This window comes from Mitsuokella sp. oral taxon 131 str. W9106, assembly GCF_000469545.1.
Lineage (GTDB): Bacteria > Bacillota > Negativicutes > Selenomonadales > Selenomonadaceae > AWVT01.
The window spans coordinates 38518-55165 of record NZ_KI273061.1 but is presented as its reverse complement, the minus strand read 5'-3'; the positions used below and the strand labels follow the sequence as shown (position 1 = coordinate 55165).

Below are 16648 nucleotides of genomic sequence, written 5' to 3'. Positions count from 1 at the left end.
AAGGAGGTCATTCCATGAAGAAAATCCTAGCACTCATCACGACGCTTTCCATCGCCGTGCTCGCGCTCGCAGGCTGCGGTGCAAACAACGGCGCCTCGAGCTCCTCGGGCACGAATGCCGTCGCGCAGTCGAGCTCTGGCATGAAGACGCTCAAGGTCGGCGCAACGGCCGTGCCGCACGCCGAGATCCTCGAAAAGGTCAAGCCGATCCTCGAAAAGCAGGGCATCAAGCTCGACATCGTCGAGTTCAACGACTACGTCCAGCCGAACCTCGCTGTCAACGACAAGGAACTCGACGCGAACTTCTTCCAGCATGAGCCCTACCTCAAGAACTTCATCGAAGAGCATCACGAAGTCAAGCTCGTGAACGCCGCCGGCGTGCACATCGAGCCGATGGGCGTCTACTCGAAAAAGATCCAGAAGCTCGACGAGCTCGCGGACGGCGCCACCGTCGCCATCCCGAACGATCCGACGAACGGCGGACGCTCGCTGCTCCTCCTCGAAAAGGCCGGCATCATCAAACTCAAGGACGGCGTCAACGAGAAAGCAACGCTCCACGACATCATCGAGAACAAGAAGAACCTCCGTTTCCAAGAAGTCGAGGCAGCGCAGGTGCCGCGCACGCTTGACGACGTCGATGCTGCCGTCATCAACACGAACTACGCGATGCAGGCAAACCTCGTTCCGACGAAGGACGCGCTCTTCATGGAAGACAGCACGTCGCCTTACGTCAACATCGTCGCCGTCCGCGCGGGCGACGAGAACCGGCCGGAGATCCAAGCGCTCATTGCGGCGCTCCACAGCCAAGAGATCAAGGACTTCATCAATGAAAAGTACAAGGGTGCTGTCGTACCGGCGTTCTAAGGAATCTAAGGAATCCAATCGGCAAAAACCGTGAAAAAGGCTCCCAGTCTTTCAACCAAAGGCTGGGAGCCTTTTTCGCAAATGCTTTTTAATGTGCGTCTTTCATTGTTACGCCCTTGCCGCAAAGGGATTCAAAATCCTTTACAAACGCACAAACGGCCTGTTCCACGCAATCGTTTCGAATGAGCCCGTCGATGACATCCGGCGCAATCGTCGCCGCGCCGATCCCGTATTCGCAAAGCTCGAGCACCTGCTGCGAATTCTTGAAGCTCGCTGCCAGGATTTGGGTTTTGAGTCTGTTCTTGTCCAAAATATCCTGCATCGTCTTCGTCATCTGGATTCCATTCACGCCAAGGTTGTCCATGCGGTTGACGTAAGGTGCGACAAAGTCCGCGCCTGCCTTCGCCGCAAGGAATGCCTGCAACGGCGCATAGATCGCCGTTGCCGTAATCCGGGCGCCCTTCTTCTTCAGCTTCTTCATCGCAGCAAGCCCTACCGTCGTAGCCGGCACTTTGATGTACGTCTGCTCGCCGACCTCCGCGCGTATGCGGTCAGCATCCGCACAAATTCCCGCAACGGTATTCGCCACTGCCTGCACGTGCAAATCCGCATCCGCTCCGATAAAGGCACGGATCTCCCGCAGTGCCTCGTACGGCTGCTTCGTTCCCGCAGCCAGAATAGAAGGATTCGTCGTGACGCCATCCACTGGATAGATCGCATATATCCTCTTGATTTGTTCCATGTCAGCATGATCGATCAGGAATTTCATTGCCCCATCTCCTTGCCACCCGATTTATCATCCCATTGCCCGTCTCGCACCGCAGCACATGGCAAACGTCCAAGCTGCATCCTCTCACATCTTCTCATCTGCGATGGATTGCTCATGCACGTCAATACAATGAAAGGAGTCCTCCTTTCTGCTGCACAATAAAAAATATAAAATCTCGACCACAGCCATCATAGACAGCCGCGTCGATAGGAAACTATGATTCCGAAAGAACATCCTTTCCCTGGACACAGACCGCAAAACGTAGGTGCTCTTCTTTGCCAAAGAGGAATGGATGTGATTCGTAACGGCGATAATCGGAATCTTGCGTTCCACTGCGCAGTCGACCATGTAAAGCAGATGCTTGGATTCCCCAGATGCGGACAGCGCGATCATGACGGCATCCGACGGCAATGTCCGCAGCATCGCCAGCATGTTTTCCCATACGGATGAGGTAAAGGACGTGATGCCCAGCTCATTGAACTTGTACGCGCCGTCCAAGGCAATCGGGATCGTATTGCCGACGGCGGAAAAAACGACCGTGCGCGCCCCTTGCAGCAGATTCAGGACGCGGTCGCATTGGCTCGGATCAATTCCCGCCAACGTTTCCTGCAGTTCCTCCTGCTTGTTTGCCAAAATATTCCGTATCGAACTTCCGATATCATTCGCGTGCAGCTCGTTCGGAATGTCTTTCTTGATGCCATGCGTATCGGATTCCCGCGCCAAATCCAGCTTAAGACGATGAAACCCTTGACAGCCGCATCGTTTGCAAAAGCGAATAACGGTTGCCTCGCTCACGCTGCAGTCGTTCGCCACTTCCGCCACCGTCATATCAATGACTTCTGTGGAATGGTCCAAGACAAAATCCGCAACCTTTTTTTCCGCTTCAAACAAGCTCGAATAATTGGACAGGACTTTATCCAAGACCGATATATTGTCTTCCGTTTGCAATAAGATCGGCCTCCCTTTCCATCCTATCTTATCGCAAAAGGCGCGCCCCGACAAGACGCTGTTTTCTCCTGAAAGCCTTCCTTTTACATCTGCTTCAGCAGGCAGGCTTCCGCTTCCGCATTCCAAAATCCCTGCGCCTCCTGCACGCATTTCGCAAGGTCTTTCCCCATGGCGCCTTCCATCAAATCCGCCAAGCTATACCTAGGAAACTCCAAATGCGTATAAACGACTTTCTTGCCAGGCGGCAAGGTCCGAAGCTGCAGCGTGGAGGGCACGACTTGATCCAGTCCCATAATGTGGCTTACGATTTTGTTCGCTTGCACCGTTCCCTGCTCAATCAAAGCAATCGCTTCTCTCATATCCTCGGTATTCCCGCCGCTATTTCCGACAATGTGGATCATATTGTAATGCACATCAAAGAAATTCATCTTTGCAGAGAAATTCTTATCCAATGGGCCCGCAAAGAAATTCAGGCATCCATCCATTCCAAGGATCTGTACTGCCTGCGTCGTCATGGACGGATCTGCTACAAAGAGAAGGACATCATCGTATCCCTCACCCGCTGGCAAAAGAGCCTGCAGCGCCGGTGAAAAGTCTTCCATCCTATCGGTGTTGATGTAGTGCAGCTCTACGCCGCATGCTTTTGCCTCTTCTTTCGGATAAAGCCGCTCTGCCATATCCAATTTGGACTGCGTATGTCCCGTGACGACCAAATGCCTCGGACGCTGCTTCCCATGCAGCGCAAGGTCAATCGCGAGGAACCCCATTGGCCCTGTAGCGCCCAAAAGCGCCATGTTTCCGCCGCGCTTAATCCCCATGATATGCTTATGACTATATTGATCGGGGAGATGATAATTGGTGTTGAACGCACCGGTCACGCAGGAAAGCGGTTCTACCAAAGATCCTTCAAAATACGATTTCCCAGCATACGGAAGCAGGCTTCCATTCTGCATGACCTGCGCATGAAAGATGACCTTGGTCGCATCCCCGCCGACATAAGGGAATGAATAGCCCGGCGCATAGCTTCGCGCGTCTCCAATGTTCGGCTGAATGACGAATCGATCGCCCGCATGGTACTGCGTTTTCCAATCCATTCCAACATCGATGATCTTGCCGCAAAACTCATGCCCCAGTATAATCGGATGTTCCGCAATATCGTCGGGTACTTTTTTATGATCCGCCCCACGATCCACGGCTTTCAGCGTGGACATGCAGAGACTATCCGTATACACCTCTGCAAGGATTTCATCCGAACGAAGCTCCGGCAAATCAAATTCCTCCAACCGCAGATCCTGCTTGCCATATAACCGAACTGCCCGCGTCCGCATCGAATCACTCCCTTATCCCGATCCTTCTTTACTCCAAAAGTCCCAATGCCGCGCCGATGATGCCGACGGCAAATAGCCCGAAAATCAACGTGATCGGCGTGATGTTCTTCTTGAGCAGTTTGCAGACGATGAGTGTCAAACATAGCGCAAGCAAGCCCGGCATAAGCTGATCCAAAATATTCTGTACCGTCGTCACAACCGTATTGCCGTCCGGTCCCGTAATCGTCGATACGACGACAGGAACCTTGATAACCGTCCACTTCGATACGAGCGCACCCATGACGAACATGCCTAAAATCGTAGCACCTTCCGTGATCTTTTGGAGCAGATTCCCACCTAAATTCTGCAGGACGACCTGCAGTCCGCGCTCATACCCATATACGAGCCCAAACCACAATGCCGCCAATCGCACGATGTTGAACAGCAGGAAAAAGAGCACCGGACCAAGCAAGCTCCCCTGAACTGCCATGGACGCGCCGAGCGCAGCCGTGATTGGACGCAGCGTACCCCAAAAAATCGGATCACCTACGCCGCAGAGCGGCCCCATAAGACCGATCTTCAGACTGCTGATCGCACCGTCTTCAACAGCCGCGCCATTTGCCTTTGCCTCTTCCATGGCGGCAGTAACGCCCAATACCGGGCCGACACACGCAGGCGTTACGTTGAAGAAGGTCATATGTCGATTCAATGCCGCCGATTGATCCTTCTTGTCACGGTATAGGCGTTTGATTGCGGGAACCATGTCAAAGCAGAAGCCGAGCGCATGAATGCGCTCAAAATTGAAAGAGGCTTGCTGCAGATTGGTACGCAGGAACATATTGAACAAATCGGCCTTCGTTAGTTGCTTCTTTTCTTGTTCCATGTCATTTGCCTCCCAATCAATCATCATCAAATTCATCGTCTGCAGCATTTGTCCCAACTGCCGCGGCAGGAGCTGCTGCATTCTTTTGGAACTTTGGATTCAGCTGCACATAGATGATCGCCATCACTGCGCCAATCACGCCAAAGGCGACCAGGTTGAAACTGGTGAAGCTTGCGAATACAAAGCCCAAGAAGAAAAACGGCATCAGATACTTCGCGCCCATCATATTGATGACCATGGAGAACCCGACGACCACGACGAACCCGCTTGCCACCTGAAGGCCATGCGTGATGAATGCCGGTATCATATCCAGCATGGACCGGATCGCTTCCGGACTGGCGAAAATCGTGACGAGAAACGCCGGTATGGCGACGCGAAGTGCCTGCACCACCAACGCGCAGACATGGCAGAAATCAATCCCATTGAAATTCGCTTCTTCCGCATAACGATCACCTGCATGCTGGAAGAACACGGTAATGGTTCTGGCAATGACGGTCAATACCTGTCCTGCAGCGGAAAGCGGCAGCGCAATGGCAATGCCTGTCGCAATGGACTGGTTTCCAACAATGACCAAAATCGTGGATATGATGCTTGCCAACGCCGAGTCCGGCGACTGCGCCGCGCCAATATTCATCCAGCCTAATGCAATAAATTCCAACGTGCCGCCTAGGATGACGCCCGTCGTAACATCACCGAGAATCAATCCGATCAGTGTGCAAGCAATCAGCGGCCGATGCGTTTGGAACGAATCGAGAACACTGCCCATTCCCACAATAGCCGAAACAAGAACAATCAGAGCAACCTGCAACGTACTGATTTCCATAGCTCATCCCTCCACTTCCCAATCCAATTAAATTTTATCCATCAAATTGACTTTTGGGTCTGTTGCCACGGTACGAATCTCCAGTTCCACCCCCATAGCATGCAATGCACGGAACGCTTCTTTGTCGCTTTCATCCACCGAAATCGCCTTCGTGATCTGTTGTTTCCCTTCCTTGAACGACATCCCCCCAATATTGACGCTCTTAATCGGAACCCCGCCTTTCGCCATCCGCAAAACATCCTGTGGACAAGTATAGAGGAAAAATACACTATCTTCTTCATACTTCGGATTGTTGTAAACGCGTATGGCCTTCTCGATCGCAACGACATTCACCTTGATGCCCGGCGGTGCGACTTGCTTCAAAAGCGTCCTGCGGATTTCATCGTTCGCAACCTCATCGCTGCATACGACAATCCGTTCTGCATCTGCCTCATGTGCCCATACCGTAGCAACTTGCCCGTGAATGAGCCGATCATCAATCCTGCATAATTTGATCTTCATCCGTATCCCCTCCTTGAAAAATTTTATTTCTTATCATTCCATATCAAAGAGTTTTATTTCTTATCGGTATTATAATTGATAAAATAAAATTTTGTCAATGAAAATTTCTGAGAGCTAAATTTCTTGCACATGAAAAAATGCTGCATTTCTGCAGCATTTTCCCCATAACCCGTATAGAGGAGAGGACTTATCCGCGCGTTTTTCCGCCTGCGATATTATACGTAACGCCATGGATATAGGATGCACGGTCGCTCGCAAGGAACAGAACAAGGTCTGCAACCTCCCTGAGCTTCCCGCTGCGTCCGAGCGGCGTTGTCTTCGTGCTCTCATAGCCTTTGCGAAGGTCCTCGACCGTGATGCCGCGCGTATAGGCCAACGCCTCTTCATAAGCGGGCGTACGAAGCCCCGTCGCTTCCAAAATGCCCGGTGCAACGGCGACGACGCGGACATGATAGCGTCCGAGCTCCTTTGACCAGGAACGCGTAAACGAGTTGACGGCATTCTTCGTCGCCGCATAGATGCTCTGTCCTTCCGAGCCTTCCAAGCCGCTCTCCGAACTCATGTTGATCATGACGCCTGCCCCGTTCCTGACGAACTCATGTCCCAACGCCTGCGCCATGAGATAGACGCCTTTTAGGTTGACGCCCACCACCTTGTCGAAAATCCTTTCACTGAGCTCATATTTGCCATACGGATCTTTCGGATCAACAAGCAGGCAGGGGATATTGATTCCCGCGTTATTCACCAAAATATCCAATTTGCCAAACTTCGCCTTCGCCTGTTCCACCATTGCCTTGACACTGTCCGCCTTGGACACATCCGTCACGACGTACAGGACTTCTCCGCTTCCCTCTTTGCGCGAGAAGGTTGGCTCGTTGGGGTTCATATCGCAAACGACGACATTTGTTCCGTTATCCAAGAAAGCCTGTACGACAGCTTTTCCGATCCCGGAAGCGCCACCTGTCACGACAGCCGTCTTTCCCTCTAAGTTCAACCACGATGCCATGCCATTTTCCTCCTATATTCCATCTACAGACAAACGTTTCACGGACGATAGATGGCGATTTCGTCGCCCACTTTTACATCTGCGACGCCCTTTGATTCGAGATACAGGCTTCCTTCGAGCGATTCTCCCTCTTCATTTCCATTGAAGCGCAATGTGATGTGCCCGAGATCCCGAAGGTTCTTCTGCACCTCACTCCCGACGAACACGATGCGGTACTCCTCTTTGCCTAAGCAGAACACATCGCCTGCCCGAACGGTATCTTCCAATTTGTTCCCGCAATGGAGCACGCAGTATTCCCGTAACTCTTTCGGTGCATTTTCATTGAACAGAATCAGCATTCGCGCCTCTTTGAATGCGTGCACCTGAACGCCGAGCTCCTGCACGACAGTGGAATAATACTTCTTCATGTTCGTTCCTCCATATGAAAATCAACTGCGATGGACGCTTACGCCTCATAAAGCCCGAAGCTTGCGAGCCAAGCGAGGACGACAGAAATGGGTCCCGTGATAAAGCGGGAGTACAAAACGGAGGGAACGCCGACCTCGACGGTCTGCGCATCCGATTCCGCCAGACCGAGGCCAACGGGGATGAAGTCGCAAGCGCACTGCGCATTGATGGCGAACAGTGCCGGAAGGGCAAGATGCGGGGGGATGGAACCCTTGCCGATCTCCACGCCGATCAGTACGCCAATGACCTGTGCGATGACCGCGCCCGGTCCGAGGAACGGGGAAAGAAACGGGAACGAGCAGATCAACGACAAGATGATAAGACCGCCGATGGAACCGGCAAGCGGGACCAACAAATGTGCGATGACATCACCGACGCCGGTCGACAAGATGATGCCGATGAGCATGGACACGAATGCCATGAACGGCAAGATCGTCTTGATCATCGTGTTGATGGTATCGCGCCCAGCCTGGTAGAACACCGCTACGATGCCGCCCATGAACTGACCGATCCTTGCCATCAGGCCGACCTGCTGCTCGGAGATCTTCTTGCTCGTATCATACGTTCTTTTTCCCACTCTGCCGGAAACTGCCGTATCTTCCTTCGTCTCAGGCTCTGCCATGACAGGAGCCTCGGTGCCGTCCGCAAATGCAAGATTCTTCTCGCGGACTGCGGAAACGTAGATATCCGGCTTGATATATTGCGCCAAAGGGCCGCTGGCGCCAGTCGGATTCAGATTGATCGTATCGATCCGCTTCTGCGGATAAATGCCGCAGCGCAGTGTTCCGCCGCAATCGATTACAACCGCAAGAATCTCTTCATCCGGCACGCTCGTCTTGAATCCATCGACCAAGTCGCAGCCCGTCATCTCAGCCAGCTTCTGTGAGACCGGGGACATGACGCCGCCCGTGATATTTACGATCTTATTCCGCTTTTCATCAGGATGGAGCACCAATGGGCCGCCGAAGCCGCCGCTGCCTGCTGTCACTACTACGTCCTTATAGTCTGCCATAATGAATCCACTCCTTTTCCAGCTTCAAAAAGAATCAGTCCTTCGATCCGACCAGGACCTTTTCCAAGGAAACACCCTGCTGCTTCTGAACATACGCTGTCGTAAAATCCGTGATCCAACCGCGGAGGAAGTTGATGACGACGCCGATCAGGAAGTAACGAAGCGCAAGATCTACCGTAGGAAGCCCTAACATCGAAATGCCATTTGCGACGCCGAGGAAGACAAACAGCTCACCTGGATTGACATGCGGGAAAAGCCCATTGAGCGTATGGCAGGAAGCACTGCCCGCCGCATAATACGAAGGCTTGTAATACGACGGCAGGAACTTGCCGAGCGAGAGTGTCATAGGGTTGCAGAAAAAGAATGTTCCGACCACGGGAAGCACGACGTAACGCGTAATCGGATTCCCGCCGCAAAGTTTCGCAAACCGTTCAATCTTTTCCTGTCCGACAAAAAGCACAATGGAATTCATCGCAACGAGCAAGCAAATCAATGTCGGAATGATCCCGGTCACCCAGCCGACGAACGTTTCGCCGCCTTTGTTGAACATCCCGATGAATCCCTGTGCCAAGAAAATCAACGTGTCCATTTTCATCTCTCCTTCATGAATCCAACTACTGAACGCATCTCCTACAATCCCTCCGTGTGCACCGGCTGCTTTGCGCCTTTCCCTTCTTCCTGCACCTTTGCTTCATAATCCAAATAATCCTTGCGTGCGGAAAGCGCCGCTTTCGCCTGTTGGCGATCCAATCCGTGCGCACGGCAGATCGCTTCATCAAGTGCCAAAAGCGAAAGACCGTTGAGCTTGTCAAACGGGCGGAACCGCGCAAACACGGTAAAGCCTTGCATGACTTCCCCATATACGATATGACACGCTTCATCAATGCACAGCAGCATGATGGCACCCGCAAGGATCCGTCCTTTCGACTTGCCAATCGCAACACGTCCTTTCGCAGCACGAAGCGTCCTGACATGATGCTGGAAACGACGAAGCTGCCGCATCCCAAGAACGAGCTGAAGCACCCATGCCACAACAGCAAGCAAGATCAACGCATACAGCATGATATCCCTCCTTTTCGGCAAAAATTTTATTCCAAGCCCGCTCATTCATTAAGCAGGATTTTGGCTGTTTTCTCATCGGTGATCAATACATTGATCAGCCGCCCGCGAAGTGCGCCCAGGATTGCAGGGACTTTCTCGCGCGATGCCGCCATCCCGATGCAGTACGGTGTTTCCGAAAGCGTCTTCAGCGGAACGGCAATCGTTCGCTCTGAAAAATCCGTTTTTACGGGCTTGCCATTGATGTCATAAAATATCGAACAGATCTCTCCTACGGCTCCCGTCCGCATCAGGGAATCAATTGCCTCACGCCCAAAGTCGCCCGCCCATACCAAATTGGACGACTTGACCGGCGCGCCGATTCCGACAATCGCAATATCCAATCGCTTCCAAAATGCCGAAACCTTTTCGTAATTCCCATCCTGCAGGATTGCGTCCCGAATCTCCGGGGTCCGCGTGATAGCGGGCGCGTAGATATAATGGCTCCTTGCGCCAAAAGCCCGTGCCAATTCATAGCACAGCGTATTGACATGATAGTCGCTGTCGATGTTTTCCGGACCGCCATCTACGGGTATAAAATCCGCATCGATACGCGGCAGTTTCTCATAGCGTGCCTGACGGGTCAATTCCTGTATGCTCGTTCCCCATGCCATGCCAACGACTTGCCCGTCGGCAACAATACGCCTCAGAAGAGTCAGCCCGGCTCGCGCCATATTCGTTTTGACGGCTTGGAGATCATAGTTCGACGGAACGACATAGGCTTCTCGCAAGAAAAACCGTTTCTCAAGCGCGGCTTCGACATCTTCATACGAATTGCTTTCCACAATGATGCGCACGATTCCATTCTCCTGTGCACGTTTTAGATATTTGCTTATCGTTGTGCGGTCGACCCCCATCCGCTTCGCAATTTCACTTTGCTTCAGATGATCCACATAATACATGTTGGATACCTTGATCAAGATCCGCTTTTCGACAAGGAGCATGTCGTCACCGCCTTCACATATGAGAACAAGCATCTCGAAAGTTATGCTCAGTAACTACGGTCATAGTAGCGCATTCAGTCATATATTGCAAGCAATAATTCTCGATTTTCTTTATTAGCATACTATTTTATCGGTATTTTTATATTTACTTTCACATATGTTTCTATAGCTTCACATACGTGTTATCTGCAATCTCTTAAATTGTTTTAAGATCGTGTGACTGTCTCGCAAAAAAGGATTGACATGGGTACAGGTTCGCGTTATGATAGTACCCGTAGTCGAAACAACTATCCATATTTGATAAACAGTCGATGACGGGAACGAGTACGCTTTCCCTCCCATGCAAAGCGAGCCGCGGTTGATGAGAGCCGGCGATGGGCGATAGCGGAAAATCCTCCCCGAGATGCGGCGCTGAACGACAGTAGGAAGCCGCGCCTGTTCCCCGTTAGCGGAACCGCGTATGATGGTACGTTGTGCTTGGTGTACGCAGCAAGTGCCGCCGCTTGGCGGAATTTGGGTGGTAACGCGGATCGGTCCGTCCCTTTCGGGGCGGGCTTTTTTTATTGCCATAACAGGTTACGAAAGTGGATGAAGAAGACTACCGACACGCAATGATGACATGGAGGCTTTACTATGGAAAACATCGATTTCGGCCGCTTGAAGCGGCTGCGCGACCTGCGCATTGTCCTGCCCGTCTTCTTCGTCTCGATCATCGCTTGTATCGACCGCGTCAACGTCGCATACGCCAAGCTCACGATGGTCGAGGATTTGCCGTGGATCACGCCGGAGGTATTCGGCGCCGGTGCAGGCATCTTCTTCATCGGCTATCTGATCTTCGAGATTCCCGGCTCGCTCGTCGCCGCGCATTTCTCCGCGACGAAGTGGATCGCGCGCATCATGTTCACCTGGGGGCTCGTCTGCGTCTTTATGGCATTCATCTCGACGGAGTTCCAGTTCTACCTCTGCCGCTTCCTGCTCGGTGCGTCAGAGGCGAGCCTCTACCCCGTCATCTACTCCGTCCTCTTCCCGCGCTGGTTCTCGGGTGCGGAGAGAGCGCGCGCGACGAGCCTCATGCTCACGTCGCTGCTGCTCTCGAACATCATCGGCGCACCGATTGCGGGCGTCCTGCTCGAAAGCTCGTTCTTCGGCCTGCACGGCTGGCAGGAGCTCTTCATCCTGGAAGCGATCCCCGCGCTCGCCTTCGCCCTCTTTTTCTTCTTCTTCGTAAAGGATCGCCCCGCTGAAGTGAGCTGGCTCACGCAGGCGGAAAAGGATTACCTCACGGAGCAGTTCGAACGCGAGCAGGCCGCCCTGAAGAACCGCAGGAAGTACACGGTGCTGCAGGCATTCCGCGATCCGAAGGTCTTGAAGCTCTGCCTGATCTACTTCCTTTGGGTCGTCGGTTTCTGGGGGTTCTACTTCTGGATGCCGACGGTGCTGAAAGATCTTTCTGGTCTCTCCACCTCGCTCTTAGGCGGCGCGATCGCGATCCCGATGACGGCGGCGCTCGTCGTGCAGATCCTCATCGGCCATACGGCGACGCGCACAGGCGACAAGGTCTGGCACGTCGCGGGCGCGCTCTTCGTCGGCGCGATCGGGCTTTCGCTCTCGCCGCACGCGAGCAGCATCCCCGCTGCGCTCTTCCTCGTCTGTCTCTCCGCGATTGGCATCCACGCCTCGATGGGCGTTTGGTGGACGATCCCGACGACATTTCTCACGGGGCCTGCCGCCGCCGGCTCAATCGCCCTCATCAATTCCTGCGGCAATATCGGCGGCTGGGTCGGGCCGAATCTCATGGCATGGGTCAAGGTCAGCACGGGTGCATTCGACCTCGGCTACTACATCATGGGCGCGATGATGTTCCTCTCGGGGCTCCTCGTGCTGACGATCCGATACCGGCTGAACGGCGCGCGCAAAGCTGCGCCAAGTACGCCGGGCGAAGCGGTCGCGCCCGAATCCTAAAGGCAAGAACGGCATCAAAAAATCGGCAAGGCGATGCCTTGCCGATTTTTTGATGCATGGTTCCCGATCAGTAGAGGATGTGTGCGATGACGTAGCCGACACAGCATCCCGTTATGACGCCGATGAGGCCCGGAATCATGAAGCTGTGGTTCAGGATGTACTTGCCGATACGCGTCGTGCCCGAGCGGTCAAAGCCGATGCAGGCGAGGTCGGACGGGTAAGTCGGCAGGAAGAAGTAACCGTAGCACGCGGAAATAAAGGAAAGGACCAGGATCGGATCCATGCCGACGTTCAACGCCATCGGAACGACAATCGCGATCGCCGCGCCCTGCGAGTTGACGAGCTTCGAGGTCAAGAATGCGAGAATCGCGTATGCCCACGGATAAGACTTGACGGCCTCGCCGAGGAACTGCTTCAGGAATGCCATGTGGTTCGCAAAGTACGTATCAGCCATCCAAGCGACACCGTAGACCGAGACGAGTGCGACGACACCGGAACGGAAGACCTGGCTGTTGCCGACATCCTTCGCCTTGATCTTGCAGGTGAGCAGGATGAGCGCGCCGACGAAGAGCATGACCATCTGGATGACGACGACCATCGAGATGGGCTGCGGCGCAGCTCCTTCCTTCATGACGAAGTGCGGGAGGAGCGACGGCATATTGCCGAGAAACGCGATGACGACGATGCCGAAAAGGAAGATGTACATGGCGCGGTAGTATTCTTTCGGAAGCTCTTTGCCCATGAGGGACTCCGAATCGCCGTAGACGTATTCCTTGTTCGCAGGATCCTTGATGAATTCCTGGAAGCGTTCATCGTCCGCGAGATCTTTGCCGCGGCGATAGCTCCAAATCGCTGCGGCGAGTGCGCCGCAGCCCGTTGCCGGAATGGACACGGAGAGAATCTGAAGCACGGAGAAATTGTATCCTGCCGCCGCGAGGAATGCGACGACCGAGACGACGGCGACCGAGACCGGCGATGCGCAGATGCCCATCTGCGAAGCGACGGACGCGACCGCCATCGGGCGCTCCGGGCGAATGCCCTGCTTGATCGCAATATCGTAGATGATCGGGAACATCGTGTAGACGACGTGCCCCGTGCCGCACAGGACGGTCAGGAACCAAGTCGTCAGCGGCGCGAAGATCGTGACTTGCTTCGGGTTGCTGCGCAGGAACTTCTCTGCGTACTTCAGCATGACCGTAAGACCGCCCGACGTCTGCAGGAATCCCGCGCACGTCACGACTGCCATGATGATGAGCATGACGTCAATCGGCGGCTTGCCGGGCTTGTAGCCGAATACGAAGGTAAAAATGACGAGACCGATGCCACTGATGACGGCAAGGCCGAGCCCACCGTGGCGGACGCCGACCAACAAACAGATGATCAGTACGACGAATCCGAATAACATTTCCATAATATCCCTCTCTTTTCCTTGGAATCCCTTTTCCCATTATCCTGCCTGCGCCATTTCCCACGCACACGTTCCGTTGATTCGACCGGAAAGGAGAACCTCCATTTATCCTTTCATCAACCGAATCTATAGCAGGACAAACTGACTTTCTCATTATACGCTTCCTTTTTCGATGACGCAAACGAAATCCATCTGTTTTTTATAAAATCTTATTTTTTGATGACCGCCTGCGTGCGGAAATGCGGAAAGCCATGCAGGATTTCCCGATAATCGGAATCGGCACCAAAAAACGCCTCGCACAGCGATGGTGCGAGGCGCCCTTTCCCATTCGAACCGCCTAAACGGTGCGGGGAGCGGCTTAGAGTCCGGCTTCTGCCTTGAGCGCAGCAGCCTTGTCCGTGTGTTCCCACGGAAGATCGACATCCGTGCGGCCGAAATGGCCGTACGCCGCCGTCTGCTTGTAGATTGGGCGGCGCAGGTCGAGCATCTTGATGATGCCCGCCGGCCGCAGGTCGAAGTGCTTTGCTACGAGCGCCTCGATCTTCTCCTCCGCGATCTTGTGCGTGCCGAACGTATCCACCATGATGGAGACCGGATAGGCGACGCCGATCGCATAGGCGAGCTGGATCTCGCATTTATCTGCAAGACCCGCCGCGACAATGTTCTTCGCGACGTATCGTGCGGCATAGGCCGCGCTGCGGTCGACTTTCGTGGGGTCCTTGCCAGAGAATGCGCCGCCGCCGTGGCGCGCCAAGCCGCCGTACGTGTCGACGATGATCTTGCGTCCCGTGAGCCCGGCGTCGCCCTGCGGCCCGCCGATGACGAACTTGCCCGTCGGATTGACGAAGATCTTCGTATCGTCCTTCAAAAGCGCAGGCGGAATGGTCGGCTTGATGACCGTTTCAATGATATCCTTGCGAATCTGCTCCAGCGTCACATTGTCGTCATGCTGCGTCGAGACGACGATCGTATCGACGGCGACGGCCTTGCCGTCCACATAAGCGACCGTGACCTGCGTCTTGCCGTCGGGGCGCAGGTACCCCAGCTCGCCGCTTTTGCGCACCTCGGCGAGGCGGCGTGCGAGACGATGCGCGAGCGCGATCGGCAGCGGCATGTACTCCGGCGTCTCATTCGTCGCGTAGCCGAACATCATGCCCTGGTCGCCTGCGCCGACGGCATCCGCCTCATCCATCTTGCCCTCGCGCGCTTCGAGCGCCTTGTTGACGCCCTGCGCGATGTCCGGCGACTGCTCGTCGAGCGAGACGAGGATGCCGCACGTCTCGGCATCGAAGCCGAACTTCGCGCGCGTGTAGCCGATCTCCGAGATCGTCTCGCGGATGATCTTCGGGATGTCGATGTAGCACGACGTCGAGATCTCGCCGACGACGTGCACCTGTCCCGTTGTCACGAGCGTCTCACACGCAACGCGTCCCTGCGGATCCTTTGCGAGGATCGCATCGAGAATGCTGTCGGAAATCTGATCCGCCATCTTGTCGGGATGCCCTTCGGTGACGGACTCCGACGTAAAAAGCATACGTTTCTTGCTCATGATAGCCTCCTTGCAGCCTGCAAAATATCGCTACGGAATCTACGGAACAGAACCTGCTTCATCCAAAAACGCGCTCCCGTGAGACGAGAGCGCGCAACGTATCTCTCATCTTATAGGGCATTGCCTAAAGGAATTGGCACCGTTTGACATCGTCATGGTTGCCGCAGCTTCATCGGGCCGATCCCTCCGCTGCTCTGGATGAGTCTGTATTCTGTTTTATGGACTTATCATACTCCGCCCATTCCGTTCTGTCAAGCAAAAATGAACAGGATTCATTCGCCAAAACGAATTATTTTTTATCCTCGCCCATGAGCATATTGCGATAGAGCGTCTGCTGGAAGGCCTGCTCTTCTTCCGGCACCCACTTGCCGAGCTTGTCGTCGTACTTCGCCGTGGTCTCAAAGGTATTCTGCCCCTTGATCTCCGCGTTTTTGATGCCGTCGGCAATCTTCGTGAACATCTTGCCCATGGCGTAATGCAGCGCGTCCTGCTGGCTCATCGCATTCATCTTGTCCGCATCCGCCGCGAGATCGGCGCGGAATGACCGCATGACGCCCGGCAGAATGCCGATGTAGTCGATATAGTCCGTCGTGACCTTGACCCGTGCCGTATCGCCGTCCTTCGAGATGAGTTTGGTCTTGATGTTGAGCGTCATCATCTTCTCGTATAGGGCATCTGTTGTTTCATCGAGCTTTGTGGTATCGATTCCAGCCGGTATAAACGCAGCGAATGCCTGCTTTGACGAGGCCTCGCGCTCTTCGCGAAGCTGCGCGAGGTCGAGGTTGAATTCCTTCGCTGCGGACTCGTTGAGATGGCCGACCGCCTCCGCATACGTCTGGATGTCCACTTCCGGCTTGGAAAGCAGCTTGCAGCCCGCCGCAACGGCAACCATGAGGACGAATACCAAGACGGCAGAGAGTTTCTTCCATTTGACAATCCGATCCATCCAAAATACATCTCCTTTTGCAAGGGAAAGCAATCGCTCTCTCCTGCCATCTGCAGGAAACCGCATCCTGCAGAATCCCCGGAAAACGATCTCCTATAGTATAAAGGAAATGAAAATTGATGTCTATATGTAGCGCGTTAGATTTGCCTGTAATTTCCAAAAGTGTCCGGCTGTAAATCCAG

The 16648-nt window shown here is 54.0% G+C and carries 17 protein-coding genes and 1 riboswitch; of the genes, 2 read left to right on the top strand and 15 right to left on the bottom strand.

What is annotated here, in order from left to right; genetic code table 11:
* Nucleotides 1-14: 14 nt before the first annotated feature.
* Complete coding sequence (locus tag HMPREF1985_RS07235; protein ID WP_021771905.1) at nt 15-863, top strand: MetQ/NlpA family ABC transporter substrate-binding protein; 849 nt, start codon at nt 15-17, stop codon at nt 861-863.
* Between the two features lie 88 nt (nt 864-951).
* Here the strand turns inward: HMPREF1985_RS07235 and HMPREF1985_RS07230 are convergent, their stop codons facing one another.
* From HMPREF1985_RS07230 to HMPREF1985_RS07175, 12 genes are all read right to left on the bottom strand, one after another.
* Nucleotides 952-1632: a fructose-6-phosphate aldolase gene (locus tag HMPREF1985_RS07230; RefSeq protein ID WP_021771904.1), complete on the bottom strand. Its 681-nt coding sequence runs from the start codon at nt 1630-1632 to the stop codon at nt 952-954.
* 84 nt (nt 1633-1716) lie between these two features.
* Entirely contained in the window at nt 1717-2553 is an 837-nt protein-coding gene (locus HMPREF1985_RS07225; protein ID WP_051349087.1) for a MurR/RpiR family transcriptional regulator, read from the bottom strand.
* 110 nt (nt 2554-2663) lie between these two features.
* Complete coding sequence (locus HMPREF1985_RS07220; RefSeq protein ID WP_021771902.1) at nt 2664-3908, bottom strand: zinc-binding dehydrogenase; 1245 nt, start codon at nt 3906-3908, stop codon at nt 2664-2666.
* A 28-nt stretch (nt 3909-3936) separates the two neighbouring features.
* Nucleotides 3937-4770: a PTS system mannose/fructose/sorbose family transporter subunit IID gene (locus tag HMPREF1985_RS07215; RefSeq protein ID WP_040637401.1), complete on the bottom strand. Its 834-nt coding sequence runs from the start codon at nt 4768-4770 to the stop codon at nt 3937-3939.
* Nucleotides 4771-4786: 16 nt separating this feature from the next.
* Nucleotides 4787-5593, bottom strand: coding sequence for a PTS mannose/fructose/sorbose transporter subunit IIC (locus tag HMPREF1985_RS07210; protein WP_021771900.1), 807 nt, complete (start codon nt 5591-5593; stop codon nt 4787-4789).
* A 27-nt stretch (nt 5594-5620) separates the two neighbouring features.
* On the bottom strand, nt 5621-6094 hold the full coding sequence (locus HMPREF1985_RS07205; RefSeq protein ID WP_021771899.1) for a mannose/fructose/sorbose PTS transporter subunit IIB: 474 nt from the start codon (nt 6092-6094) through the stop codon (nt 5621-5623).
* 187 nt (nt 6095-6281) lie between these two features.
* Entirely contained in the window at nt 6282-7100 is an 819-nt protein-coding gene (locus HMPREF1985_RS07200; RefSeq protein WP_021771898.1) for an SDR family oxidoreductase, read from the bottom strand.
* Between the two features lie 38 nt (nt 7101-7138).
* A complete protein-coding gene (locus HMPREF1985_RS07195) occupies nt 7139-7507 on the bottom strand; it encodes a PTS glucitol/sorbitol transporter subunit IIA (RefSeq protein WP_021771897.1) in 369 nt (122 codons plus the stop codon).
* Between the two features lie 38 nt (nt 7508-7545).
* The gene (locus tag HMPREF1985_RS07190) at nt 7546-8559 is read right to left on the bottom strand and encodes a PTS glucitol/sorbitol transporter subunit IIB (protein ID WP_021771896.1); all 1014 of its coding nucleotides are present in this window, start codon (nt 8557-8559) and stop codon (nt 7546-7548) included.
* Between the two features lie 34 nt (nt 8560-8593).
* Nucleotides 8594-9148 carry a PTS glucitol/sorbitol transporter subunit IIC gene (locus HMPREF1985_RS07185; protein WP_040637398.1) on the bottom strand — a complete coding sequence of 185 codons (555 nt, stop codon included), beginning with the start codon at nt 9146-9148 and terminating at the stop codon, nt 8594-8596.
* A gap of 41 nt (nt 9149-9189) precedes the next feature.
* Nucleotides 9190-9621 (bottom strand): transcriptional regulator GutM, encoded by a 432-nt coding sequence (locus tag HMPREF1985_RS07180; RefSeq protein ID WP_040637394.1) that lies wholly within the window; start codon nt 9619-9621, stop codon nt 9190-9192.
* Between the two features lie 41 nt (nt 9622-9662).
* On the bottom strand, nt 9663-10601 hold the full coding sequence (locus HMPREF1985_RS07175) for a sugar-binding transcriptional regulator (protein ID WP_040637392.1): 939 nt from the start codon (nt 10599-10601) through the stop codon (nt 9663-9665).
* Between the two features lie 633 nt (nt 10602-11234).
* On the opposite strand from HMPREF1985_RS07175, the gene HMPREF1985_RS07170 reads away from it, so the two are divergent.
* Nucleotides 11235-12563, top strand: a complete 1329-nt coding sequence (locus HMPREF1985_RS07170) for an MFS transporter (RefSeq protein ID WP_021771892.1) — start codon at nt 11235-11237, stop codon at nt 12561-12563.
* A gap of 67 nt (nt 12564-12630) precedes the next feature.
* On the opposite strand, the gene HMPREF1985_RS07165 is transcribed toward HMPREF1985_RS07170, so the two are convergent.
* The 3 genes from HMPREF1985_RS07165 to HMPREF1985_RS07155 all read right to left on the bottom strand — a co-directional run bounded on the left by HMPREF1985_RS07165 (nt 12631) and on the right by HMPREF1985_RS07155 (nt 16466).
* Nucleotides 12631-13974: an anaerobic C4-dicarboxylate transporter gene (locus HMPREF1985_RS07165; RefSeq protein ID WP_021771891.1), complete on the bottom strand. Its 1344-nt coding sequence runs from the start codon at nt 13972-13974 to the stop codon at nt 12631-12633.
* 355 nt (nt 13975-14329) lie between these two features.
* Nucleotides 14330-15520 (bottom strand): methionine adenosyltransferase, encoded by a 1191-nt coding sequence (gene metK, locus HMPREF1985_RS07160; protein WP_021771889.1) that lies wholly within the window; start codon nt 15518-15520, stop codon nt 14330-14332.
* Between the two features lie 102 nt (nt 15521-15622).
* A riboswitch (SAM riboswitch) is annotated at nt 15623-15725 on the bottom strand.
* 84 nt (nt 15726-15809) lie between these two features.
* The gene (locus HMPREF1985_RS07155) at nt 15810-16466 is read right to left on the bottom strand and encodes a hypothetical protein (RefSeq protein WP_021771888.1); all 657 of its coding nucleotides are present in this window, start codon (nt 16464-16466) and stop codon (nt 15810-15812) included.
* Nucleotides 16467-16648 lie beyond the last annotated feature (182 nt).

Bases quoted from the DNA above. Each gene is read 5' to 3' on its own strand.
- HMPREF1985_RS07235 (WP_021771905.1), top strand. From the start codon at position 15: ATGAAGAAAATCCTAGCACTCATCACGACGCTTTCCATCGCCGTGCTC.
- HMPREF1985_RS07230 (WP_021771904.1), bottom strand. From the start codon at position 1,632: ATGAAATTCCTGATCGATCATGCTGACATGGAACAAATCAAGAGGATA.
- HMPREF1985_RS07220 (WP_021771902.1), bottom strand. From the start codon at position 3,908: ATGCGGACGCGGGCAGTTCGGTTATATGGCAAGCAGGATCTGCGGTTG.
- HMPREF1985_RS07215 (WP_040637401.1), bottom strand. From the start codon at position 4,770: ATGGAACAAGAAAAGAAGCAACTAACGAAGGCCGATTTGTTCAATATG.
- HMPREF1985_RS07210 (WP_021771900.1), bottom strand. From the start codon at position 5,593: ATGGAAATCAGTACGTTGCAGGTTGCTCTGATTGTTCTTGTTTCGGCT.
- HMPREF1985_RS07205 (WP_021771899.1), bottom strand. From the start codon at position 6,094: ATGAAGATCAAATTATGCAGGATTGATGATCGGCTCATTCACGGGCAA.
- HMPREF1985_RS07200 (WP_021771898.1), bottom strand. From the start codon at position 7,100: ATGGCATCGTGGTTGAACTTAGAGGGAAAGACGGCTGTCGTGACAGGT.
- HMPREF1985_RS07195 (WP_021771897.1), bottom strand. From the start codon at position 7,507: ATGAAGAAGTATTATTCCACTGTCGTGCAGGAGCTCGGCGTTCAGGTG.
- HMPREF1985_RS07190 (WP_021771896.1), bottom strand. From the start codon at position 8,559: ATGGCAGACTATAAGGACGTAGTAGTGACAGCAGGCAGCGGCGGCTTC.
- HMPREF1985_RS07185 (WP_040637398.1), bottom strand. From the start codon at position 9,148: ATGGACACGTTGATTTTCTTGGCACAGGGATTCATCGGGATGTTCAAC.
- HMPREF1985_RS07180 (WP_040637394.1), bottom strand. From the start codon at position 9,621: ATGCTGTATGCGTTGATCTTGCTTGCTGTTGTGGCATGGGTGCTTCAG.
- HMPREF1985_RS07175 (WP_040637392.1), bottom strand. From the start codon at position 10,601: ATGCTCCTTGTCGAAAAGCGGATCTTGATCAAGGTATCCAACATGTAT.
- HMPREF1985_RS07170 (WP_021771892.1), top strand. From the start codon at position 11,235: ATGGAAAACATCGATTTCGGCCGCTTGAAGCGGCTGCGCGACCTGCGC.
- HMPREF1985_RS07165 (WP_021771891.1), bottom strand. From the start codon at position 13,974: ATGGAAATGTTATTCGGATTCGTCGTACTGATCATCTGTTTGTTGGTC.
- metK (WP_021771889.1), bottom strand. From the start codon at position 15,520: ATGAGCAAGAAACGTATGCTTTTTACGTCGGAGTCCGTCACCGAAGGG.
- HMPREF1985_RS07155 (WP_021771888.1), bottom strand. From the start codon at position 16,466: ATGGATCGGATTGTCAAATGGAAGAAACTCTCTGCCGTCTTGGTATTC.